The organism is Georgenia halophila (genome assembly GCF_039541595.1).
Genome location: NZ_BAABGN010000012.1, coordinates 206,128 through 229,348, shown reverse-complemented (window position 1 = coordinate 229,348; position 23,221 = coordinate 206,128). Strand labels below are relative to the sequence as shown.

The following is a 23,221-nucleotide window of genomic DNA, read 5'->3' as shown; positions in this document are numbered from 1 at the left end:
CCACCCAAGTGGTCTCCGGAGGACCTCATGACAACTACGAACCCAGCCACATCCGCACTGTCACGGCGTACGTTTCTCGGCCTGTCTGCCGCCGCTGCGGCTCTACCGCTTGCTGCCTGCAACGTCTCGGGGACTGGTTCCGGCGGCGGGGACGGCACCGGTGGTGCGATCAGCTTCTGGGACATGCCTTGGGGCCCTCCCGAGTACAACGAGACCGGCAAGCGGCTTGTCGAGGAGTACGAGCCCGATGGTGGTCTTCCGGGTGCGAGATACCAGACGATCCAGTGGAGCAACTTCTACCAGACCTTTTCGTCGGCGATCGCGTCCGACACCGGACCAGCAGTGAGTAGTGGGGCAGGCTTCCAGGCGTTTCAGTTCGCCGAGCAGGGAGCCATCGCGTACGCGGATGACCTACTCGACAAGTTGCGGCAGAACGGCCTTGACGACTTCCTGCCTGGGACCGTCGAGTCCCTGCAGACGCCCGACGGCCTCGTTGCTGTGCCCTGGCACGTTGACCTGCGCCCGCTCTGGTACAACAGTGCGCTGCTCGATCAGGCAGGCGCGGAGGTCCCCTCCGACTGGGATTCCTTGCTCGAGGCAGGCCGAACGCTCAAGAGGCACGGCCTCGTCGGTTTCGAGATGGGCGCCGGCGCCGGCAACACCACCGGCTCGCACATCCTTGTCGGGCTCATGATCAACAACGGCGGCGGGCTGTTCGACGAGGAAGGCAACCCGGACTGCCTCATAGACCGCAACATAGAGGCGGTCGAGTTTGTCCTCCAACTCGTCCGAGAGGGCATCGTGGGCCGTGGCGCCGTGAACTTCACCACTGACAACAACAACGAGCGGTGGGCCTCCCGTACCGTCGCGATGGGCTTCTCAACACCGAACCTGAAGATCGAAGCCTCCTCCGTTGGTGACGATCTTGTTGTGGCCAGCCCGCTAACAGGCCCGCACGGTGATCACGGCGCAGTCATGTTCGTCAACAACCTCATGATGTATACGAATACGCCGTCGCAGGAGGCGTCAGAGGCGTTCCTGACGTACTACCTCGACGCGATGGCAGCGTATTGGGAAGAAGGCACGCTCGGAGTCATCCCGGCGCGACGCTCGATCGCAGAAGACCCGTCGTACTCCTCCAGCGAAAACCGGAGGCGGCTGGTTAATGAGTGGCAGCCGATCGCCAAGACCTACGCTGCGCGTGGTACCCAGTCCTTCGCCGGTCTGGCCGCTGTTGACGGTGGTCAGACCCTGCAGCAGTTCACCCAGCGGGTCTTGCAGGGCGACACGAAAGCACGTGACGCCCTCGCCGTCCTCCAGCAAGGGTTGGAGGAGGCGGTGGCATGAGCGTCGATTCCACCGTCACCCGGGTCAACGCCGGGATTAAGCGAGCAAGGTCCGGTGTCGGCGTTGCTGGTCCCGGGCGAACTGGCGGCCGCTCTCGGCCGATGTCCAAGCGCGGGTCCACGACATTGGTCCTGCTCGTGGCGCCCTCGGTCCTGCTCTTGGCGCTCATCAATGGGTACCCGCTCGTCTATGCGGCGCTCCAGTCGGTCAGGGACGGCACACTCATCGCTGTGGGCTCCCTCGTCGGGCTCGACAACTATGTGAGCGTGCTGACCTCGGAACGGTTCTGGAGCTCCGCAGGATTCACGATCATCTTCACACTTGTCGGCGTCTTCGGCAGCTGGGCGGTCGGCCTCGGGCTAGCGCTTCTACTACACACCAGAGTGCCGGCCCGCGGTCTGATCAAGGTGCTGCTCCTGCTGCCGTGGGTTGTGCCGATCGTCGTATCGTCGACTGCGTGGAACTGGCTCCTGGCCACCCCCGACAGCCCGATCCCGCAACTTGCGGACGCGCTCGGCTTCGGGCGCGTCCTCTTCCTTGCGGATCCAACGCTCGCAGCGATCACGGTCTGCGTGTTCAAAGTGTGGATCAGCTTCCCTTTCATGATGCTCATGAGTTCTGCCGCACTCGCCTCCGTGGACACCACGGTCTATGAAGCGGCAGAGATGGATGGCGCGTCGCGGTGGCAGCAGTTCACCCGGATGACGCTTCCGCTGATAGCGCGGAGCACCTATATCAGCTGGATTCTCATGACAATCTTCTGCGTCAACGACTTCCCGACCATCTACCTGCTCACAGGCGGCGGCCCCGTCGACGCGACCAACTCACTCATAGTGCTTGCCTACCGCACGGTATTCCAGGACTTCCAGACGGGTCAGGGTGTTGCAATCGCCTTCCTCATGACGATAACCCTGGTATTCGTCTCCGTCCTCCTGTTTCGCCAGATGAAGAAGGTCGACACGCCATGACGACCACGACGACTGCAAGCCCTCGCCGCCCCCCTAAACCTCGGTCGAACCGCCCACATGAGGCCAAAGGCCAGTGGTTGCGCTTCGCGATCCTCTTGGTCGTGGCTGCACTAGCGCTCGTTCCAGTCGCGGCCGTGCTCGTCCTCGCCTTCCGCTCTGCCGACGGGGGAGCCTTCACGATTTCGAACCTGACGCGCGTCTTCGCCGGCACCGACGTACTGCTGTGGCTCACCAACAGCCTCGGGGTCACGCTTGCCACCGTCGCTGTATCGGTCGGCGTCGCGGCGCCGGCTGGGTACGTCCTCTCCCGAAGCCGCAACCGTGCCGTCTCGGCCTACTCGCTCCTGTTGTTCGTGGTTCAGTCCCTTCCCGTCATCACCATGGTGATCCCGCTGTTCATGCTGTTCTCACGGATCGGCCTGGTGGACAACCTCCTCGGACTTGCCATCGTCTATGTGGGCAGCACTATGGCGGTCGCCACCTGGATGATGGCGGCCTACATCGACACCATTCCGCGTTCTCTCGAGGAAGCGTCATGGGTGGACGGGTGCTCCGTGTTCGGTTCGTTCGCTCGAATCGTCCTGCGCAACTCGTTGCCCGGCGTCCTTTCCAGCGCTATCTTCGCCTTCCTCGTCGCCTGGAACGACTACCTGATCGCGCTGGTCTTCATACGCTCCAGCAACATCTTCACGCTGCCCGTCGGTGTGCAGAGCTTCTTCCAGCAGAACTCCACCGACTGGGGCGCGGTTATGGCCGTCGCGGTAGTGATGCTGCTGCCACCGGTCATCATCTTCGCGCTGCTGAACAAGTACTTCAGCGTCGGTGGAATTGGCGGAGCGCTAGCCGGAAAGTGATTTGGGACTCGATCCTCATCGCCCACACCAGCTGCACAGACCTAAGAGTGCTCGACTAGGAGACAAATGCCCCTGCCCGTAGCCTTCCCGCAACCCGATCTGTTCCGTGAGGACTCGTCCCCGCCGTTGCGGTGGGGAGTGATTGGTCCCGGATGGATCGCCTCGGAGTTTGTGCGTGCCCTCCATGCGCACTCGAGCCAACGCGTTGTCGCGGTCGCGTCGCGCGCCGAAGACCGTGCCGCTGAGTTTGCGGGGAGGCTGGGCATCCCGCACCACAGCGGCAGCGTCGATGAGGTCGTTAATCGCGACGATGTCGACATTGTCTATGTCGCGGCACCGCAGAGCGAGCACAACCGCCTGGCAAGAATCGCGATCGGCGCGGGCAAGCACATCCTTGTCGAGAAGCCGCTGGCGACCTGCGCGGACGACGCACGAGCATTGTTGGGAGCGGCCCGCGGGGCCGGAGTGTTCGCGATGGAGGCGCTCTGGAGTCGCTACCTTCCGCAGGCGTCCATCGTTCGGCGGTTGATAGAGGACGGCGAGCTGGGCGACGTGGACGTCCTCCTGGCCGATCAAGGGCAGGCCATCCCTCCCGGGCACCAAATTATGGACCCGGACCTCGGAGGCGGGGCGCTCCTTGACCTGGGGGTCTATCCCGTCGCGATGAGTTCCGAACTGTTCGGTGCTCCTGAGCGGGTGGTCGCCACCGGATCGCTCACCGACACAGGCGTGGACTCCTATGCCAGCGTTGCACTCGAGTTCTCCAGCAACCGTCATGCCGCGCTCACCGCGAACATTCGTACGCGCACACCTGGCAAGGCTGTGATCGCCGGTAGCCGCGCGCGCATCGAGATGGGCGGCGCACTGCCGTTCCATGCGCCTACCACTCTCACACTTGCCGAACCCGAATTCTTCGGTCCGACCATGACCTGGACCGACCCGACCGGACTGGCTGGCTTCAGCGGTCTGGTCTGGGAGGCGAACGCAGCTTCCCGCTTCATCAGCGAAGGGCGCCTCGAGTCCCCGCTGCACACGCATGACGAGACGGTTCAGATCCTCAAGACATTGGACGACGCCCGCCGTCAGGTCCACCAAGGAGCAGCGGAGTGAGCATGAAAACTCTTGGTGTCGGGTTCGTGGGAGCCGGTCCGGCCACTCAGGCGATCCACATACCGACATTGGCGAGACTGACCGACTCGTTCCACGTAGCCCACGTCATGGACGTCGACGCGGAGGTCGCGAAAGCCGTCGCCGACCGAGTCGGTGCCGCCCACTCCGCCAGTTTGGAGGAGCTGCTCGCGGATCCGAGCGTAGACGTCGTCGCCATCTGCAGCCCTCCCCAGTTCCACACCGAACAGGTGGCGGCCGCATGTCGAGCCGGCGTCCGCGCCGTCCTCTGCGAAAAGCCCTTGGCGACGAGCGGACAGGATGCCGCACGCATCGCCGAGGTCGTCCGAGAGACCGGCGTTCCGCTCGTCGTCGGGGCGATGCACACCTTCGACCCAGCGTGGCAATGGGGCTTCGAACGGATGGACGCCATGCCCCATACCGTGCGTTCGCGGATCGTGCTCCCCCCTAACGCCCGCTTCGAGGATGCCGCGACCGAGGTCATCGAACGACCCGAGTTCCCCAAGCGGGACCTCTCCACCCCCGAGGCTGAGGCCGCGTTCCTGTCCGGCGTGCTGTTCAACCTCGTGATCCACGACCTTCCGCTCGTGCGCCGCTTCGCACCCGACGTGGACCGAATCGAGTTCGCCCGCGGTATCGAGCCGTTCGCCTACGTCATGCGCTATCGCTCCGGCGACACGCTGGTAGACCTAACCGGCGGACTGAGTGCCAACTGGCGACCGGACTGGAGCCTCGAAGCAATCTCGCCCAGTAGGTCGCTGCGGGTCGGATTTACGCCCTCGTATGTCCACGCCGGTTCGGCAGGCGCCGAGGTCTCAACACCCGACGGCACCGAACGAATGCGTCGCGACCGACACAACGGCTATGAGGGCGAGTGGGTTCGCTTGGCCAGGTACGCGCGAAGTCGAACTGCGAACAGCACAGAGGTCCAGGAAATGGTTCAGGACCTCCAGTACACGGTGGATCTGTCCGCCGCTGTCGCTACAAAGGTTTTGGAGGATGTCCGATGAGTGCGCGAATCTGGGCCGACGACGAGGCTAGGGCGATCGCTTCGACCGTGGTCGCGAGCCTGCCGCTATCGCTCGAGTGGGCGCACAAGGACGCCGACGTCCTTGTCCTCGGCGGTTCCGGGGGCTGGACGAGGCGAGCCGCCACAGCCATGGGCTCTTCCTCAACGCAAGCCGCGGTCATCGTCTCCCCGTCACCCACGCCGCCGTACGAAGTCCGGAAGTTGCGGATGGCTGCAGGTGGCACACCTGTCCTGATCGACAACGACTACATGTCCGACCCGGCGGTGCAGACGCTCTGGAGTTGGCGGCCCGACGGCCCGGGGCTCCTCGAATGCACCGTGGCTGCCCCTCTCAATACCGACCCATATGCTGGCCTGCTCGACGCGGCGCTTTTTCTCGGCACGGCGTTCGGCGCTCTGCCGCTGGTCAGCTCCGCGATCGTGGAGCGAGACCGGATCGCCGTCGCAGGTGGTCTGTGCCTCGCAGGTGTGCGAGGTGTGGCGTCCCTCAGAGTAATCCTTACCGACAGCCTCGAGCCGAGTCTGTGCGTGAGCTGGGTCAGCGCGACCAATCACCTGCGCGCCACGTTGTATCCGAGCGAGACCGCGCGCCCCGCTCTCGTGCATCTGAGCGACGACGATGGTGAAACACTCCTTCCGACCCTCTACGAGTCAGGTCACCGCGCCTCCGTCCGACGATTGCTTAAAGCCCTGGACGCCGGCGGAGCCACCGACGACCTCGACGACCTGCTCGACGCGCTCACTTTTGTTGACGAGGTTCGTGCACAGGCATCCGTGAAAGCCGCGACCCTATGACGACGACGCCCAGGCCCGCGAGACAATCATCGGAAGAGGATCAGTCGGTGCGCACCCGGTTCCGAGACCTGAACCACAACGGCACGATGGACCCCTACGAGGACCCGTCCAAGCCGACCGCCGAGCGCGTCGAGGACCTGCTCGGGCGGATGACGCTCGAGGAGAAGGCTGGACAGATGGTCCAGGACAGCGTCCGGGCCGGAAGGGACGGTGAGATCGCGGCCGGGGCTGCAGGGTTCACCGGTCGGAGCCTGGGAGAACGCGTGTCCAACCTGCACATGAGCCACATGAACGTGCACGCACTACCCGAACCGCGGCTGGCTGCGAGATGGGCGAACCGTGTCCAGGAGCTCGCTGCCACAACGCGTCTTGGCATCCCCGTCACGCTTTCGTCCGACCCCCGGCACGGGTTCGTTGAGAACGTGGGTGTGTCTTTCGAAGCCGGTCACTTCTCCAGGTGGCCTGAGCATCTCGGTCTGGCGGCAATCCGGAACGCCGACCTCATCAGGCAATACGCGGACGTCGTCCGTCAGGAGTACAGGGCCGTCGGGATCGCCTCGTCGTTACATCCCACCGTCGACCTGGCGACAGAACCGCGCTGGGCGAGACAGCTCGGCACGTTCGGACAAGACCCCGTACTCGCCAGCGAGTTCGTCGTCGCTTACCTGCAGGGAATCCAGGGGGAACGGCTAGGACCCTCCAGCGTCGCCGCCATGACCAAACACTTCCCCGGCGGCGGGCCCCAGCGCGATGGTGAGGACCCACACTTCCCGTACGGGCGAGAGCAGGTTTACCCGGGCAACCGGTTCGAAGAGCACCTCCGACCGTTCCGTGCGGCCGTCAGCGCGGGCACCGCAGCGGTTATGCCCTATTACGGAGTGCCCGTCGGCTTGGTCCGCAAGGGTGAGCCGATCGAAGAGGTGGGCTTCGGGTTCAATCGACAGGCCATCACCGGGATCCTGAGGGAGGAGCTCGGCTTCGACGGTGTGGTGTGCACGGACTGGGGCCTTGTGTCCGAGACCGTGGTTCCACGGGAAGGTGGTGGCGCCCCGCTCAGGTTGCCGGCCCGGGCGTGGGGAGTCGAACATTTCGACGCGCTCGCACGTGTCGAGAAAATCCTTCACGCTGGCGTGGACCAACTGGGCGGTGAGGATGCGCCCGAACTGATAGTCGAGCTGGTCACGATTGGAAGGGTTCCTGAGCCCCGGATCGACGAGTCCGTCCGCCGCCTGCTCAGAGTGAAGTTCGAGCTCGGACTCTTCGACCATCCCTTCGTCTCCGAGGAGACGGCAGCGGAACTGGTCGGCAACGACGACTTCGTGGCGCTCGGCGAGGCCGCACAAAGACGCGCCGTCACGGTCCTGCGTGGAGGAGCGCCGTCCGGGCCGGCACGGATCTACGTCCGAGGTATCGATCGACTCACCGCTGCCGACTACGCCGAGGTCGTTGAACGACCCGAGGATGCCGACCTTGCCGTAATCAGGATCATGGCGCCGTACGAAGAACGCGACGACCTCTTCCTCGAGTCGAAGTTCCGCGCTGGCAGTCTCGAATTCCCCGACGACCAGGTCGAGGAGATCCGCACAGTCGCTTCCACGACTCCCACGCTCGTGGACGTGTTTCTTGATCGACCTGCGGTCGTCGGGCCGCTTCTAGACCTCGGAGCGGCGGTGACGGCTACGTTCGGTAGCTCCGACCGTGCCCTTCTCGATGTCGCTTTCGGACGCGCAAGGCCCGAAGGGAAGCTGCCGTTCGATATCCCGTCGTCGATGCAGGCCATCGAACGCAGCGAGCCAGACGTAGCCGGTGATAGCGCCGACCCGACATTCATTGCGGGACACGGTCTCACCTCGTTGACACTGGATGCCGGAATGTTTGAGTACCCATGATGGGTGGCGACGTCGGAAGACCAAGGGCGGGATCCCGGCCCCTGGGAAGGAATGCGTGCCGTAGCCGAGCCAACCCGAACACACACTCCCCCAACGTCCTCATCTTGGGGTGGGGTTGACCCCCGTTTCGTCGACATCGGTTAAGCGGCTCGTGCGGTCTGAACCGCCTGTAAGTCTCTTCGTGGCTGGCCTGGGGCTGGCTGGCAGGGTTGGTGCTGGTCCTTCTGCTCGGGCGTGACTCCTGAATCGTCCTGGGGTTGGTGGAGACTCGTGAGTTTGGGAACGAGGATGGAGTCATGCCACGAGAAGGGATCGCTGGGAAGCCGTCGACGCGTCGCTACAGCGAAGAGGAGAAGGCTGCTGCGGTGCGGATGGTCCGGTCGCTGCGCGCCGAGCTGGGCACGAGTCAGGGAACGATCAGCCGGGTCGCCGAGCAGCTGGGCTATGGGACCGAGTCGGTGCGGATCTGGGTGCGCCGGGCTGATGCCGCCGAGGGTATCGAGGGCCCAGCCCCGCCGGTGAGGGCGGAGAAGTCCGAGCGCGAGAAACAGCTCGAGCAGGAGGTCCGCGAGCTGTGGCGGGTGAACGAGATCCTGAAGCGAGCTGCGAGTTTCTTCGGGGCGGAGCTCGACCGCCAACACAAGTGATCACCGCGTTCATCGACGCCAACCGCGACGAAGTCGTCGAAGGGCGCCGGCTCGGGGTCGAGCCGATCTGCCGCGTGCTGAGTGAGTACGGGATCAAGATCGCCCCGAGTACCTATTACGCCGCCAAGACCCGGCCGCCCTCGTCCAGGGCCGTGCGTGATGAGGAGCTCAGGCCACGGTTGCGTCAGTTGTGGGAGGCCAACTACCGGGTCTATGGAGCCCGCAAGCTCTGGAAAGCCGCCCGCCGGGCGGGGATGGGCGTCGGGCGTGACCAGGTCGCCCGGCTCATGCGCGCCGAGGGCATCGCCGGGGTGAGGCGGATGAAGAAGGTGCGCACCACCCGCCGCGCGGAGGCCGGCGCGCGCCATCGCGATCTAGTCGAGCGGAAGTTCACCGCCGAGGCGCCGAACCTGCTGTGGGTCACCGACCTGACCTACGTGCCCACCTGGGCCGGGATCGCGTACGTGTGCTTCATCATCGACGCCTACTCGCGGATGATCGTCGGCTGGCGGGTCGCGTCGAACATGCGCACTCAGATGGTCCTGGACGCCATCGAGATGGCCCGTTGGCGACGCGGAACCAACCTCCCCGGACTGCGGTGTCACAGCGATGCCGGAAGTCAGTTCACGTCCCTGCGATACGGCGAGCGGCTCGCCGAGATCGGCGCCACGCCTTCGATCGGCAGCGTCGGGGACTCCTACGACAACGCCCTGGCCGAGACCGTCAACGGCTACTACAAGGCCGAACTCATCCGCGGCCCAGCCCGAGCCGAGCAGGGCCCCTGGAAGTCGGTCGAGGACGTCGAGCTAGCCACCCTCTCCTGGGTCCACTGGCACAACACCGCCCGGCTCCACGGCTACCTCGACGAACTACCACCAGCCGAGTACGACCAGGCCCACTACGCTGCCCGCCAAGACCCCGAAGTCCTGATGGAAACCCAATGAGATGAGCCTCCATCAAACCCAGGGCGCTTCAGCTGCCGAGGTCGGCGTAGGTGAGTTGGTAGGCCTCGTCGACGAGCAGGACGTCGGCGTGATAGGTCGTCGGGTCGATCCACTGCCACCGGGCGGTGATGGTGACGACGCGCCGTCGCGGCTGGTCAGCCGACGATTCGTGGTGATGCGCAGATCCGGGTGGGCACCGGAGGGTGGTTTGCCGTCGGAGGTGACTAGGTGAGTGACGGCTCCGGTCTGGGCTGTGTGGTTGCCGACGTCCAGGGCCTGCGCGCGGGTCTGCCCGGCGATGGCCACGCGCATGTTCAGCCGCGTGGTCAGTTGGTGGGCAAGGTGAGTGATCAGGTGGGTCTTTCCTGCGCCGGGAGGCGAGGAGATGACGACGGTGGGGTCTCCGGAGGGGACCGCGAATCGCGCCTGACCCAGCGTCGGGTTCATTGGCGCTGCCGTCACCGTCTGGTCCGGTCGCGTCGGCGTGGTGGCCGCTCGGCCCGGGGAGATGGTCCCTGTCCCCTTCATGCCTCCAGACCACCGCGAGCCACTGACACCGGACAACCGGGTGCAGTGTTAGCCATCGTCACACGAAAGATGATCCGCGGCAGGTGCCGCTGGCACAATGGCTTGCCGCTCGGGGAACGCGCACCGAAAAGTACACCTTCAATGGCGTCGCCTATACCGACGTGAACGAGATCGATTGGCGGCGCGCTAACGATTACTGGACTACACCACGGCCCTAGATCGTCTATCAGCGATCGACGATGAGGTGGATGATGCGCCATCCGTCGGGGACCTGGGCGTAGAGCTCCTCGCGCCCCTGGTGACAGGCGCTTGCGCTCGAAGTGATGCCTCGACCTCGAGCGGCGGCTCCTGCTGCGTATTCGAGCTCGAGGCGTCTGGGATGGGGTTCGAGCCGGGCATAGACGGTTGTCACGGCGTGTGAGCGTAGGTCGTCGGTCAGACACCTTGATGTGCTATTGGGTGGTTTGACCCACGGGCCTTGCCACCGGCGGTGAGGGTTGTTCCGCCTCAGGACTGCCTCCGTCGCGGGGACCTATTGGCATCCGACGCCTGATCCTGAAGGAGTGGGGCGCTTGCTGGCTTCGTCGGGGACTGGCTCAGAGGTTACGAGCCGACGTTCTCGCTCGGAAGCGGTGCCATGGCTCAGATCCTTGCCGGCCAACTGCGATCGCGTGAAGCTGCTAAGTGCTTTGGTGCGTGCTGCTCCCAGGTGGGGGTGTCGCCTGCCAGCGTGCGATCGACGATTCGAGGTAACGAGTGATGTGATCGACCAGGTCGATGCCCGGGGTGAGAAACCACTGGATCTCGATTCCGTCGAGGACTGCGAGGAGCGTGTGTGCCTCGTAGCGCAACGTGGCCGCGTCCATCGCTTCGACCTCACCGGACTCCATCGCCTCACGCAGCCACTGTTCGAAACGGCGTTGGGTGCCGGCGTACCGCAACGTCATGTAGTCATGTGCCGGATGGGACGGGTCGGTCGCTTCAGTGGCTAGGGTCAGGTAGAGCTCCAGGAGTCCTGGGTGCTCGGTGTGCCAGATCATCCGGTCGCGCAAGCCGCGTATCGCGTCGAGGCCGGTGTGCGTGCGCGGCGACTCGACCTGGGCCTCGTCCCAGACTCGGAGCACCTCGAGGAGGAGTTGTTCCTTGCCGCCAAAATGCTTCATGACCGCGGCCGGGGTGATGCCGACGCGGTCGGCGATCTCGCGGATGGTGCTAGCGCGGTAGCCGAATGAGCTGAACACCTCGACGGCCTTCTCGATGATCTGTGCCCGACGTCGTATGCCGCTGCGGTAGGGGCCCCGGGTGCCTCGAACGGTCGTGGTTTGGTAGTCGGTCACTGAGTCTCCTCTGCTCTGGCTGGGGTCACGGACAGTCTGCCCCGCTGCCTTGACCCATGCTGGCCGCCGAGCTACGCTCAACAACCAAAGGTATCGCGGACAAAACTATTCGCAGGAACCGCGGTTCACCGGACGGACAACGAGGTCGTCGAAGGGACAACATGCCATCTCGAATTGCCCGCGTCGGTGTCGTCGGCGCAGGAGCCGCAACCCAGGCCATCCACCTGCCGACGTTGGCACGGTTCCAGGACACATTTCGGGTCACCGCGGTCACTGACGTTAATGAGGCGCTCGCCGCCGATGTTGCTCGTCGGGTCGGCGCAACGGCGGTCTCGTCGCTGTCAGACATGCTCACCGATGACGTGCCCGACGTCGTCGTGATCTGCTCGCCCAACCCGGTCCACGCCGAGCAGGTGATCGCCTCGTGCCGCGCTCGGGTCGGAGCGGTGCTGTGTGAAAAGCCGCTCGCCATGTCCGTGGGGGAGGCCGAGAACATTGCCCGGGTCTCACGCGAGACCGGAGTACCGGTCATCGTCGGTACCATGCACAGCTTCGACCCGGTATGGCAGACCGTGAGCCGACGCTGGGCCGAGTCCGGCGCGAGTGCACACACGGTCCGCATCGCCACCCATATCCCACCCAACCCCGTGACGGAGGACCTCGCAACGGAGGTCACCGGCCGGCCGGCGGGCCCGAGCGTTGCTTCACCTGCGCCCTCCCGGCCGTCACTGGACGATCGCATCGCCCGCCTGCGCGGCGGTGTGCTCGGCCTGGCGATCCACGACCTCCCACTGGCCCGGCAGCTGTTGCCCGACGCACCACTCCGCGTAATCGCGGTCAGGGAACCCGCCCCCGGCGGCTACCTCATCTTGGCCGATGTGGGGGGCCACCTGCTCGAGGTTTTCGGCGGTTCGTCACGAAACTGGTTCCCCGACTGGCAGCTCGAGGCGATCGGCGACGACAACGCGCTCCTCGCCGACTTCGGCCCCTCCTACGTCCACGCCGGATCCGCCGTCGCCGACCTGACCGCGCCCTCGCCGGAGACCGGGTTCACCAGCACCCGCATGGGGCCGACCACCGACAACGGATACATGCGCCTGTGGCGCTCGATCGGTGACCTCCTCGACGGTCGGGGCACGGCACCGGCACTCGACACGTTGGTCGCGGACCTCGCCTTCGCAATCGAGCTCGCTGACCAGGCCACAAACCTGCTGGCGACGCAGCCGGCACCCACAGAGGTGAGGGCGTGATCACAATGCCGCTGACATTGAGCCTGAACGAGCTCGACGACAAACGCGACCGTGACCGGCTGAACACGGTGATCGGATCGTTGCCGATGACGTTCCGTCCCGCCGACGACGCCGCAGTCACAGAACCCAAGGATGTCGTCGCCGTCGGTGGCCCGCGGTGGGCGGGCCGGATGATGGCAGCCGCAGCCTCAGGGGCCCGCGCGATCCTACTCGCCGACCCGTGGCCGCTCGATGCCGTGTCCCTGCGTGAAGTCGCGTCCGTCACCTGCCCGGTCGTGATTGACGCGGGCTGGCGTCACAGCCCGGCGGTGGACGCGATTCGCGACGGCGTCGCCCGGTACCGCAGACCTGACGCCGTCCTCGAGGTTCGGTCGACGGCCGTGCCCGGTACGGACCTCCTCCGGGCCTCCGTGGGGCTGCTCGATCTCGTCACGGCAACTGCCGGTGGGCTCATCGACCTGGCGGTGCTGCGCCGCGATGAGCGTCACTTGGTCCTGAGCGGTCGGCTAACCGACGAGACGATCGCCATGATCACGATCGTCACCACTCACGCCAGACCCCGGTGCGCCTCGCTGTCCATCTCGGGCAGCGACGGCCGGGCACAGCTGCTGCTCCCGGATCCGGCCACCGCTGCGTCGCCCATTGCAAAGGTGACGGACCCGAGCGGCCAAACCATGCTGCCGATCGGCCACGAATCGGCACACCGCGTCGCGATGAAGCGACTGGCGGCCGCGGTCATCGACAGCACAGCAGCACCCGACGACCTCCCACGTTTTGTCGATTACGCACGACTGCTGCTGATAGCCGTGGAGCAAGAGCCCGTGTCGTCAGGTCCACTACGAATCGATCACGGAACGGGGGCCATGTAATGCCGAGATCGCTCTACCCGAGGCCGGGCACCATGAGCAGGCGGACGGTTCTGCGAGCCGGGATGGCAACAGTCGCGGCTCTGGGGCTTTCCAGCTGCGCCCGATGGGGATTCTCCGGCTCGGACACTCGCCTCAAGTTCTGGAACATGCCCTGGGGCCAGACGAACTTCTCCGAGGTGGACCGTGCGATCACGCTCGGTTACGAACCCGAACCGGGAACACCGCCATCCAGCTATCAAGTGATCCAATGGGCCAACTTCATCCAGACCTTCACCTCGGCAGTCGCTTCACGCACCGGGCCGGCCGTCAGCTCGGGAGGCAGCACCCTCGCGTTCCAGTTCGAGACCCAAGGTGCCATCGCCTACGCCGATAATCTGATCGACAGCTGGAAGTCGAACGGCCTGTACGACGATTTCCTGCCGGGCCTGCTAGAGACGATGAGGGTGGCCAACGGCTATGCGGCCGTGCCCTACAACCTCGACATGCGCGTCATCTGGTACAACCGCACGCTCATGGAAAAGGCCGGCGCCGAACCGCCGACCGACTGGCAATCCTATCTCGACGCGTGCGCGGCGCTGAAGAAGATCGGCGTATACGGCTACGGCACCGGTTCCGGCGCTGGTTCCTTCACCGGAAGCCACGCGTTGACGTCATGGATGATCAACAACGGTGGCGGACTCTTCGACGCGAACCAAGAACCGGCGTGCGTGACCCCGCAGAACATCGAGGCGATGGAATTCGTCCTCGAGATGGTTCACAAGGGGTATGCCGATCCTAGGAGCCCGACCTACACCAGCGACAACGTCCTCACCCAGTGGAAGCAGCGGACCTTCGGGATGGGCTACGACACCGGCGGTCTCGCAAACAACGCCGGCGGGGCGATCAAGGACGAGCTCGAAGTCCTTTCCCCGCCGACGGGCCCCTCGGGAGACAAGGGAGCGCTGTTCTTCCCGAACAACATCATGATGTATAGGGACACCCCGAGCCAGCAGGCCTCGGAGGCATTCATGACGTACTACTTCCAAAACATGGCGCCACTGTGGACCGAAAACACAGGTATTGGGCTGCCGCCGCTAAAGTCGATCACCCAAACGAACGAGTTCCAAGCCGACAAGAACAACACCAAGATCATCGAAGAATGGCAGCCTGTGGCTCGAACCTGGGCTGCCCCGGGCGGTGACGCATTGTTCTTTGGCGTCACGGCCGTTGACGCCACGCCCGTGATGACCAACTTCACCCAATCGATCCTGAGCGGTCAAACCGACGCCCGGGCTGCGCTCGCGCGGCTTCAGCGTGAGGTCGAAGCCACCATCAGCAACTCCTAGATCGGGGAATCGAATATGTCGACACGGTCGCTGAGAGAGGGGCTGGACCGAGCCCGACAGGGAATCGCCGTCTCGGGGCAAGGTCGCCCCGGCCGACCGCCGACTCCGCGACAAGTCGGTCCGGGTGGCCGGACACTGCTGGTGTTCGCCGCACCTGCAGCCCTCCTGCTCCTCCTGATCAACCTCTATCCGTTGATCTATGCAGCCATGCAGAGCCTGCGCGACGGCACCTTGATCGATACCGGTGACTTCGTCGGTCCGGCCAACTACCGCGAGGTGCTGTCCGACCCGGGCTTCTGGAACAGCGCCGGGTTTACGCTGGTCTTCACGCTCGTGGGCGTCTTCGGTAGCTGGGTCATCGGGCTCGCCCTTGCGATGTTGCTGCGCACGCACATCCCCGGGGGAACCCTGTTCAAGGTACTGCTCCTCCTCCCGTGGGTCGTGCCGATCGTCGTCTCGGCCACGGCGTGGAACTGGCTCGTGGCGACGCCGCAGAGCCCGATCCCGGTGATGACGCAGGCGATCGGGCTCGGGAACATCAACTTCCTGGCCGACCCGACGTTGGCGCAGGTCACGGTCTGCGTGTTCAAGGTCTGGATCAGTTTCCCGTTCATGATGATGATGATGTCCGCAGCGTTGGCAGCGGTGGACAACAACGTCTACGAAGCGGCAAAGGTCGACGGTGCGAGCCGCTGGCGCGAGTTCACGCAGATCACGTTGCCGCTCATCTCGAAGTCGACGTACATCAGCTGGATCTTGATGACGATCTTCTGCGTGAACGACTTTCCGACCATCTTTCTCCTGACCGGTGGTGGGCCGGTGAACGCCACCAGCACCTTGGTCGTGCTCGCCTACCGCACCGTGTTCCAGGAGTTCGACACAGGAACGGGCGTCTCGATCGCCTTCCTCATGACGGCGGTCCTAATCGTGGTCTCGGTCGTCCTCTTCCGGCGCATCAGGAAGGTAAACGTCACATGACCAACACAGACCTGCGCACCACGACAGTGGGAACGGCGGCCCCGAGCCGCCGACGCCCGAATCTGAGCCAGAAGGAGATGCGCGGCCGATGGTGGCGTTTCGCGGTGATGGCTGCCATCACCGCGCTCGCTCTGATCCCGATCGGCGCCGTCGTCGTGCTGTCCCTGCGGCCGTCGCTGGGCAGCACCACCACGTCAGCGGTCACACTGGAGAACTTCGTCACGATCTTCCGCGAGACCGACGTGCGGCTCTGGTTGGAGAACAGCCTCATGGTCAGCGCGGTCACCGTGGCGATCGCCCTAGTCGTCGCCGCACCGGCCGGCTATGTGCTCTCCCGCGGCCGGGGTAAGCTCGTGTCCGGCTTCTCGCTGGCGCTGTTCATCGTTCAGTCACTGCCTCTGGTGACTGCCGTGATCCCGCTGTTTATCCTGTTCGCCGAGCTCGGGCTAGTCGATACCTTGAGTGGCGTCACGATCGTTTACGTCGGTATGACGATGTCCGTGGCGATCTGGATGATGGCGGCCTACTACGACTCGATCCCCATCAACCTCGAGGAAGCCGCTTGGCTAGACGGATGCACCGTATTCGGCGGCTTCGTCCGCATCGTGCTCCGCAACTCCCCGCCCGGCGTGCTCTCGACCGCGATCTTCTCCTTCCTGCTCTCCTGGAACGACTACCTCGTCGCCCTGGTGTTCCTGCGCTCCGACTTCGTCTACACGCTGCCCGTCGGCCTGCAATCATTCTTCCAGCAGAACGCAACCAACTGGGGCCTCGTGATGGCAATCGCAGTAGTGATGATGCTGCCCCCCGTGCTGCTCTTCTCCGTGCTGAACAAGTACTTCAGCATCGGCGGGATCGGCGGATCCCTAGCCGGCCAGTAGAACCCGGCCGACCAGTGGGTCGGCGTGATGCCCGCTGCCTGGACTGAGCCCAATTTCCGACAGAACTCCGCGGTTGGCTCACCACGGCACCTAAGACTCAGCGGGCGGGTAACTCCTCAGACGATCTTCAAGCGCCTTAGAGCGAAGCGCTCGCAGCAGGTGAATTTGAGGGTGCCTACGGCGGGATCACGGCGCTCCCAGAAGATGATCTTCGACAATTCTCACGAGTACAGCGCAGTTGTCAGCGACGACTGGATTGCCTGGCTGGACCGGAGTCCTACTCGGTGGCCGATGCAATCGTGAGGTGGTTACGAGCTGCCGCCTCGAGATGCGTCAGATCGCTCGCAATAGTGACGCCCGTGAATCCTTGGGCCAGCCGGCGATGCGCAGTTCGTCCGTCAGGTGTGTGGATGACAGCCGCGATTCCCACCTCGCTCGCAACGTCACGGACTTGTACGAGGGCTCGCTCGAAGTCGTCCGCAACGGCTGGGTCCTTGGGGTGGGACGCTCCCAGGCCAAGTGCGAGGTCTGACGGGCCGACGTAGAGACCCGAGATGCCTGGGACTGCAGCGATTTCCGGGAGGTGGTCGAGCCCACGGGCGGTCTCGATCATCACGAGGACAGCGACATTCGCGTTCGCGACGGCAGGCTCAGGACCGATTCGAAGGCGGGAGCGCATAGGGCCGAAAGAGCGCTCCCCGAAGGGCGGATACATGGCAGACGCCACGGCTGCCTTTGCCTCTTCGGCGCTGTTGATCATCGGGACGATGACGCCGCTCGCGCCGGCGTCGAGTGCGACGCCGATATCGGCTGGGGTGTTCGCGCGCACGCGGACAAGTCCAACCGTTCCGGTCTTCTGCGCGCCAGCATCCACAGCCATGAGATCGGCAAGCATCCCGGAATAGCCGAGCAGCCCGTGTTGGGCGTCGACCGCAATGTAGTCATAGCCGACAGTGCTGAGCCACTCAACTGCTACGGGAGCGTCGAGGACCGACCAATATCCGATGACCCGTTCACGTCGCCTGAATCGGGCGGATAGATTTTGCAAGACGTTTCCCTTCGATTACCGCTTGTAATGGGGTACCGGCCCGGCCAGCCAGTTGCCGATCGCGTCCACGGCTGAGACGAGTTCGGCGTCGAGTTGGCCCTTCGCTGCCATGTCAAGGTTCTCGGCGACGTGGTTTGTCTGAGAGCCTCCGACGAGGAGGCCTGAGATTTGGGGTTTGCTGAGCAGCCAGCGCAGTGACAGCTCGGCCATCGACAATCCGGACCGTCCAACGACCGTTCGCAGACGGTCGATTGCCTCGAATATCCGGGGGTCCCAGTATCGTTCTATGTACATCGCTCCGAGGCGACCTTCGCCGAACCGACCATGCTGAGGCTTGTTCTCATACCGGTGACGGTCGGTGAGCAGTCCACCGGCAAGTGGGTTGTATGCGATTATCGGGGTGGCAGCGTATTTTGCGGCTGCGACGAACTCATCCTCAATCTTCCGGCAGATCGCGTTATACATCTGCTGGCTCGCAAGCGGGGCAGCGAGCCCGATCGAAGAGGCGTTGTTCGCGAGATCCACAAGTTGCCACGAGGCGAAATTGGAAAGGCCCCAGCTGCGAATCCGTCCCTCCTGGAGTAGGCCAGCGAGGGTCTCGAGTGTCTCCAGAATCGGTGTGTCCGGGTCGGGCTGGTGAAGGTAGTAGAGGTCGATCTGGTCGCGACCCAGCCGACGTAAGCTTCCGTCGATGCTCCTGAGGATAGCCTCGCGGGACAATGGTGGGAATCCCTCGGAGTCGGGATGTGGGATGCCCACCTTGGACGCAACGAACAAGTCGTCCCGACCGCGCAAGAGACTGCCAAGGATCTCTTCGCTGGCGCCACCCGCGTACCCGTTCGCGGTGTCGACGTGGCGCCCACCAGCAGAGAGGTAGATGTCCAAGACGGATGCGGCGTCAGACTCACCGATCGAGTCTCCGAACGTCATCGTGCCGAGGACCACTCGGCCATCGGGGAGCGTCACCTCGGGGTTCATTTTGCCACCGTCTCGGGGCCCACGATCACGTGTTTGATCGCCAGCCGATTGTATGAGTAAGTCACGTGGACCTCTCTACCGACGACTATCACGGAGGGATAACTCATCTCGTTCTTACGCTTGTCGCTCGCGGCGCGGAGATCTTCTTCTGGGACCTGTCCTGCTTGTTCAAAATCCACAACATGCACCCAGGTGATTCCTCGGTCATCCGAACGCAAGAGCGACAACGGGATGCGCGGCGGTCCCCACACGGCATGACGGTCGATCGGTGTGGTCTCGCCCGGGGCAATGAGCTTTCCAGGGTCAGTGGATCGAGCGGGATCGCCATGCTCACTCCCAGGAGGGGCTTGGACTGGGTTAAGTGCCGCCACGAGGGTGTCAGGACCGTACTCAGGAGCCGCGCGCACCTGGATGGACGAGTTGTTGTTGGGCACGTCGAGGGGGCTGGGTGGCGTCCATGTCTGACCGCCGTCGTTGGATTCGCTCCGGTAGACGTAGTCAGCCCACCGCGACCGGAAGAATGCCACCAGCCCTCCATCCTCGAAGGGCACAATGTTCATGTGCACGGCGCCGACGCTGGCAGGCACCTCGACTTCGTCCCAAGTGCGGCCTTGATCGGTGCTGCGCAATACGACGCTGGTGTCTGCGTCTCCGTGCCACTGCCTTCCCGGCAGGACGGTGCAATGGAAGGCGGGAAGTAGCAGAGTCCCGTCCGAGAGCACGATCAGGTCGTGTCGTATGAACACGCCCGTCTTCTCAAGAAGCGCCGCCGGCTCGCTCCAGGTCAGGCCATTGTCCAGAGACACGCGGCGCATGACCCTCGCCGTGTCCTGCGCGCCTAGGTGCTGCGACGTGTAAAGCAGCCACAACTCACCTCCTGGAAGGCTCGCAAGAACTGGGTTTTGGTCGGAGCCGTCTGTGTCCGGCGACAGCTGTTCGGCCTTCCCCCATGTACCCATCTCGCGCACGGACCAGTAGATCCTAACGTCGGGCCGACCCTCTCGCGAGCCACCGAACCAGGCAACTGCGAGTCGTTCGTCCGGTAGCCGATGGAGGAAGGATGCGTGGTTCTCGGGACATGGTGTGGGGACCAGAACCCCTTTGGGACGTGTGTTCATCTGGGCCAACTCGCCTCCTAAGTTGCGCTTTTCGCGCAGCTAGAGTAGCACGAAACACGCACATCAGTTAGGGTGGGCTCGTACCGTTAGCGAGTCGATCCGGAGGGTGAGTCGTCCGCAATGAGAGCGTCGGAAACACGCCGCGAGGCGATCCTCGATATGGCGACCGAGCTCGGGCTGGCGAGCGTCGATGACTTGGCCAGGCGGTTCGGCGTCACGGCTTCGACTATCCGGCGGGATCTCGCCGTGCTCAGTGCGAGCGGGCGATTAGCACGGACCTACGGTGGAGCCATCTCGACGTCCCACCTTCCTGAGACCTCCCTGCTGCAGCGTCGCAACGAGGCTCTAGACGCCAAGCGAGCCATCGCTGCTCATTGCGCGAAACTCGTCGGCGATGCGGACTCTGCCTTTCTGGACGCAGGCTCGACCATCGCCATGGTGGCTCGGGAACTTGCGACTTCGGCAGTCGAAGCAGACGTGACTACATCTAGTTTGCCCGTCCTGACGCACCTACAGTCGAGCGAGTGCTTACGAGTGCAGTGCATAGGTGGCCGGCTGCGGCCGCTCAGTGGCGGCTTCGTCGGGCCGCTGGCCGAGATGTCCGTCAGCCGGATGACGTTCGACATCGCATTTGTCAGCGCCGACGGTGTCTCGGCCCGGTACGGCCTCTGTGAGGCGGACCTGGAACAGACGCGATTCAAGGAGCTTGTGGCCGCCCGAAGTCGCGCCGTCTACGTACTCGCCCACGCGGCGAAGTTGAACCACGAGCCGTTCGACGCATGGACGCATTTGGGCGCTCAGTGGACGCTCGTTACTGACACAGACGCAGACCCTGGCGTAATAGATCAGTTCCGCGCCGCAGGGGTGGACGTGGTATTGGCTGCCGATAATGGCACCCGGTAACGGACTCCCCGAGAATCTCGGGTACCTAACCAGCCAACCCGCCACCGTGCTCGCAGACGACCTCACGGGCGCGGCCGAGTCAGCAGGGGTGCTCTACGAGGTCTTCGGCGGCGCTCGACTCAGCCTCGGCGTCGCCCTCGACCCAGCGCCCCAATCCCCGCTCGCGATAGACCTGAGTATTCGTGACGAGCCTGGAGCCACGGCGACACATGTCCTGATCCGCGCATTAGCCACGGTTGGCAATCGGAACTGCTTCTTCAAAGTCGATTCCCAGCTCCGCGGGCCCGTCGGATCCATGCTCAGTGCAGCCCGGCGGCGTGGACCTGTGGTCTTCTGTCCGGCGCTCCCGGCCCGTCGGCGCGTGGTCACAAACGGCGAACTCACGGTGAACGGCCGCGTCCTCCGAGACAGTCCTGCCTGGAAGGCAGAGGGCGTCTCCGCGCCCCCGCACCTGGCTGGCCTCGCTACGTATGACCTACCGATCACAGTAGTCGCGCTCGACGTCGTGCGATCCCCAGACCTTTCGAGAGTGCTCACTTCCAACGCGGTTGGCGGACTCGTCTCTGCATGTGACGCCGCTACGGATGGCGACCTTGCTGCGATCGTGCGTGCAGCCTCGGGACACGTGTTGGTGGGTAGTTCGGCCTTGCTGCGAGCCGCACTGGGGCAGACCCTAGGGCGCTGTCATGAAGCCGGACCGCGCGGCGGCACTGATCTGGTTGGCGTACATACGAATGTCACCGCGCCACGGACGATCCAACACGGTTCCGCAACTCTCGTTGTGCTCGGCACCATGGACCCCGCCGCCCGCCACGAGGCGCAAGCGGTCACCACTGCCGAGCGGCACCTGCAGGTCGACATCGCCGCACGGAAGTCCACGAGGCGAGCCTTGTCTCCGTCAGACGCCATCGATACCGCGAGCCGGATGCTGAGTGATGGTGGCACGGTTGTTATTACCGCCCTAATCGAGCGCGGGAGGCGAAATCTGCAGGCGTCCGTCCGACTCGCCGAGATCGCGACGGCGGCCCTGCAGCAAGCACCTCCAGAAACCGCGGTGGTCATTCTCGGTGGCGAGACGGCCCATGCCACCTTGACCCGGCTGGCGAACCAAGGTGACGAATCCGCGGTGCTCGCCGTCACCGATCAGTTCCACGTCGGAGCGGTCGCGCTGCGCGGCAGCTCCCGCCGAGACATCGTGCTGCGACCGGGGAGCTTCACCGACGGGACGTCGCTGTCCTTGATTCTCGACCACCTCAACAGACCGGCCACCAACCCAGCTCAAGTGAACGAAAGTGAGACGCCGTTGCCTGTTGCTTCGGAAACCCAGACCACCCCGCTCATCGCCGTCTCGATGGGGGACGGGGCCGGCATAGGTCCAGAAATATGCTTGCGTGCCATCTTGGAACTCTCGTCTGACAGCTCGCTACGCCCATTTGTAATCGGTGACATCTCCCGCCTGCGGAAGGCTGCACGTGTTTGCGGGCTGGAGCCAACATTCGTGCCCATTTCTTCCCCCGAGGAGTTCGACATTGGCCTCGGACGCGTACATGTTGTCGACCTCGACCTGCTACCTGAGTCGCTCTCATGGGGACAGATTTCTGGCGCCGCAGGGGAAGCTGCCTATCAGTACATCAAGCACGCTGCTGAACTCGCGGTGAGCGAACGGATCGATGCGATTTGCACTGCGCCGATCAACAAGAAGGCCTTACATCTCGGCGGTCATGCCTACCCAGGGCATACCGAATTGCTCGCCGAGCTTTGCGGTGTTGATGAGGTATCAATGCTGCTCTCCACGCCTAAGGTGAACGTCGTTCATGTCACGACACACATCGGGCTGATCGATGCGATCGACAAGATCGAGCCAGGCCTGGTCGAACGGACTACGCGCCGCGGGCACGATGCCATGGTCCAGGCAGGGATCGTGTGCCCCCGTATCGCGGTGTGCGCCATCAACCCACATGCAGGGGAGAATGGCCTGTTCGGGTACGGTGAAGAAGAAAGCAAGATCGTGCCAGCGATCTCACGCATGCAGTCCGACGGTCTCGCCGTCGAGGGCCCGCTATCGGCGGACACCGCGTTCTTCCTGGCATCTCGTGGTGACTACGACCTCGTTGTGGCGATGTACCACGACCAGGGGCATGGTCCCGTCAAGGTGCTTGGAATCGACGCTGGCGTCAACGTCACTGTCGGACTCCCCGTGATCCGGACGTCCGTTGACCACGGCACCGCGTTCGACATCGCCGGCCGCGGCGTTGCCGACCCAGCCAGCATGGTCGAAGCCATCCGTCAGGCAGCTACGATGAGCCGTGGCCGTCGAGAGATCAGCCACCGGCGTCGTGAGCCTTCGGCAGCTCGAGAGTGAGTGACTAAGCCCCCGCACAGACGTCCGCGGATCGTGGTCGAA

19 protein-coding genes and 1 pseudogene are annotated in these 23,221 nt (G+C 64.3%); 16 read left to right on the top strand and 4 right to left on the bottom strand.

Translation table 11 applies throughout. The features are described from left to right. Positions 1–27 precede the first annotated feature (27 nt). The 8 genes from ABD907_RS14990 (at position 28) to ABD907_RS14955 (ending at position 9,602) form a co-directional block, all read left to right on the top strand. Complete coding sequence (locus ABD907_RS14990) at positions 28–1,347, top strand: ABC transporter substrate-binding protein (protein ID WP_345217074.1); 1,320 nt, start codon at positions 28–30, stop codon at positions 1,345–1,347. After that, the gene (locus ABD907_RS14985) at positions 1,344–2,315 is read left to right on the top strand and encodes a carbohydrate ABC transporter permease (RefSeq protein ID WP_345217073.1); all 972 of its coding nucleotides are present in this window, start codon (positions 1,344–1,346) and stop codon (positions 2,313–2,315) included. The genes ABD907_RS14990 and ABD907_RS14985 overlap by 4 nt, the downstream gene beginning before the upstream one ends. Then, positions 2,312–3,169 carry a carbohydrate ABC transporter permease gene (locus tag ABD907_RS14980; RefSeq protein ID WP_486334105.1) on the top strand — a complete coding sequence of 286 codons (858 nt, stop codon included), beginning with the start codon at positions 2,312–2,314 and terminating at the stop codon, positions 3,167–3,169. Before ABD907_RS14985 ends, ABD907_RS14980 begins: the two co-directional genes overlap by 4 nt. A gap of 66 nt (positions 3,170–3,235) precedes the next feature. Continuing rightward, entirely contained in the window at positions 3,236–4,279 is a 1,044-nt protein-coding gene (locus tag ABD907_RS14975) for a Gfo/Idh/MocA family protein (protein ID WP_345217071.1), read from the top strand. Positions 4,280–4,281: 2 nt separating this feature from the next. Continuing rightward, positions 4,282–5,307 carry a Gfo/Idh/MocA family protein gene (locus tag ABD907_RS14970; protein WP_345217294.1) on the top strand — a complete coding sequence of 342 codons (1,026 nt, stop codon included), beginning with the start codon at positions 4,282–4,284 and terminating at the stop codon, positions 5,305–5,307. Then, positions 5,304–6,122, top strand: coding sequence for a hypothetical protein (locus ABD907_RS14965; RefSeq protein ID WP_345217070.1), 819 nt, complete (start codon positions 5,304–5,306; stop codon positions 6,120–6,122). The genes ABD907_RS14970 and ABD907_RS14965 overlap by 4 nt, the downstream gene beginning before the upstream one ends. 47 nt (positions 6,123–6,169) lie before the next feature. Then, positions 6,170–8,011 carry a glycoside hydrolase family 3 protein gene (locus ABD907_RS14960; RefSeq protein ID WP_345217069.1) on the top strand — a complete coding sequence of 614 codons (1,842 nt, stop codon included), beginning with the start codon at positions 6,170–6,172 and terminating at the stop codon, positions 8,009–8,011. 296 nt (positions 8,012–8,307) lie between these two features. Continuing rightward, a protein-coding gene (locus ABD907_RS14955; protein WP_345217068.1) for an IS3 family transposase occupies positions 8,308–9,602 on the top strand; the annotation gives its coding sequence in 2 pieces (ribosomal slippage) (positions 8,308–8,620 and positions 8,620–9,602; 1,296 coding nt in all). A 1,208-nt stretch (positions 9,603–10,810) separates the two neighbouring features. Here ABD907_RS14955 and ABD907_RS14950 read toward each other — a convergent pair. After that, entirely contained in the window at positions 10,811–11,467 is a 657-nt protein-coding gene (locus ABD907_RS14950; protein ID WP_345217067.1) for a TetR/AcrR family transcriptional regulator, read from the bottom strand. A gap of 161 nt (positions 11,468–11,628) precedes the next feature. Here ABD907_RS14950 and ABD907_RS14945 point away from each other — a divergent pair, with 161 nt between their 5' ends. The 5 genes from ABD907_RS14945 (at position 11,629) to ABD907_RS14925 (ending at position 16,770) form a co-directional block, all read left to right on the top strand. Beyond that, complete coding sequence (locus tag ABD907_RS14945) at positions 11,629–12,717, top strand: Gfo/Idh/MocA family protein (protein ID WP_345217066.1); 1,089 nt, start codon at positions 11,629–11,631, stop codon at positions 12,715–12,717. After that, on the top strand, positions 12,714–13,586 hold the full coding sequence (locus ABD907_RS14940) for a hypothetical protein (protein ID WP_345217065.1): 873 nt from the start codon (positions 12,714–12,716) through the stop codon (positions 13,584–13,586). The genes ABD907_RS14945 and ABD907_RS14940 overlap by 4 nt, the downstream gene beginning before the upstream one ends. A 62-nt stretch (positions 13,587–13,648) precedes the next feature. Beyond that, on the top strand, positions 13,649–14,911 hold the full coding sequence (locus tag ABD907_RS14935) for an ABC transporter substrate-binding protein (protein ID WP_345217064.1): 1,263 nt from the start codon (positions 13,649–13,651) through the stop codon (positions 14,909–14,911). Positions 14,912–15,046: 135 nt separating this feature from the next. Continuing rightward, positions 15,047–15,889, top strand: a complete 843-nt coding sequence (locus ABD907_RS14930; protein ID WP_425555780.1) for a carbohydrate ABC transporter permease — start codon at positions 15,047–15,049, stop codon at positions 15,887–15,889. After that, positions 15,886–16,770, top strand: coding sequence for a carbohydrate ABC transporter permease (locus tag ABD907_RS14925; protein WP_345217062.1), 885 nt, complete (start codon positions 15,886–15,888; stop codon positions 16,768–16,770). The genes ABD907_RS14930 and ABD907_RS14925 overlap by 4 nt, the downstream gene beginning before the upstream one ends. 277 nt (positions 16,771–17,047) lie before the next feature. Here the strand turns inward: ABD907_RS14925 and ABD907_RS14920 are convergent, their stop codons facing one another. Genes ABD907_RS14920 through ABD907_RS14910 form a run of 3 tightly spaced genes read right to left on the bottom strand, consistent with a single transcriptional unit; the run spans position 17,048 to position 19,914 of the window. Further along, positions 17,048–17,818 carry an HpcH/HpaI aldolase family protein gene (locus ABD907_RS14920; RefSeq protein WP_345217061.1) on the bottom strand — a complete coding sequence of 257 codons (771 nt, stop codon included), beginning with the start codon at positions 17,816–17,818 and terminating at the stop codon, positions 17,048–17,050. Between the two features lie 15 nt (positions 17,819–17,833). Next, positions 17,834–18,796 (bottom strand): aldo/keto reductase, encoded by a 963-nt coding sequence (locus ABD907_RS14915; RefSeq protein WP_345217060.1) that lies wholly within the window; start codon positions 18,794–18,796, stop codon positions 17,834–17,836. After that, positions 18,793–19,914, bottom strand: coding sequence for a sialidase family protein (locus ABD907_RS14910; protein ID WP_345217293.1), 1,122 nt, complete (start codon positions 19,912–19,914; stop codon positions 18,793–18,795). The genes ABD907_RS14915 and ABD907_RS14910 overlap by 4 nt, the downstream gene beginning before the upstream one ends. 120 nt (positions 19,915–20,034) lie before the next feature. Between ABD907_RS14910 and ABD907_RS14905 the strand changes: the two genes are divergently transcribed. From ABD907_RS14905 to pdxA, 3 genes and pseudogenes are all read left to right on the top strand, one after another. Continuing rightward, positions 20,035–20,817: a DeoR/GlpR family DNA-binding transcription regulator gene (locus ABD907_RS14905; RefSeq protein WP_345217059.1), complete on the top strand. Its 783-nt coding sequence runs from the start codon at positions 20,035–20,037 to the stop codon at positions 20,815–20,817. After that, positions 20,804–21,463, top strand: a pseudogene (locus tag ABD907_RS21125) (four-carbon acid sugar kinase family protein); the annotation flags it as partial. The gene ABD907_RS14905 and the pseudogene ABD907_RS21125, both read left to right, overlap by 14 nt. Positions 21,464–21,610: 147 nt before the next feature. After that, the gene (gene pdxA, locus ABD907_RS14900) at positions 21,611–23,179 is read left to right on the top strand and encodes a 4-hydroxythreonine-4-phosphate dehydrogenase PdxA (RefSeq protein WP_345217058.1); all 1,569 of its coding nucleotides are present in this window, start codon (positions 21,611–21,613) and stop codon (positions 23,177–23,179) included. Positions 23,180–23,221 lie beyond the last annotated feature (42 nt).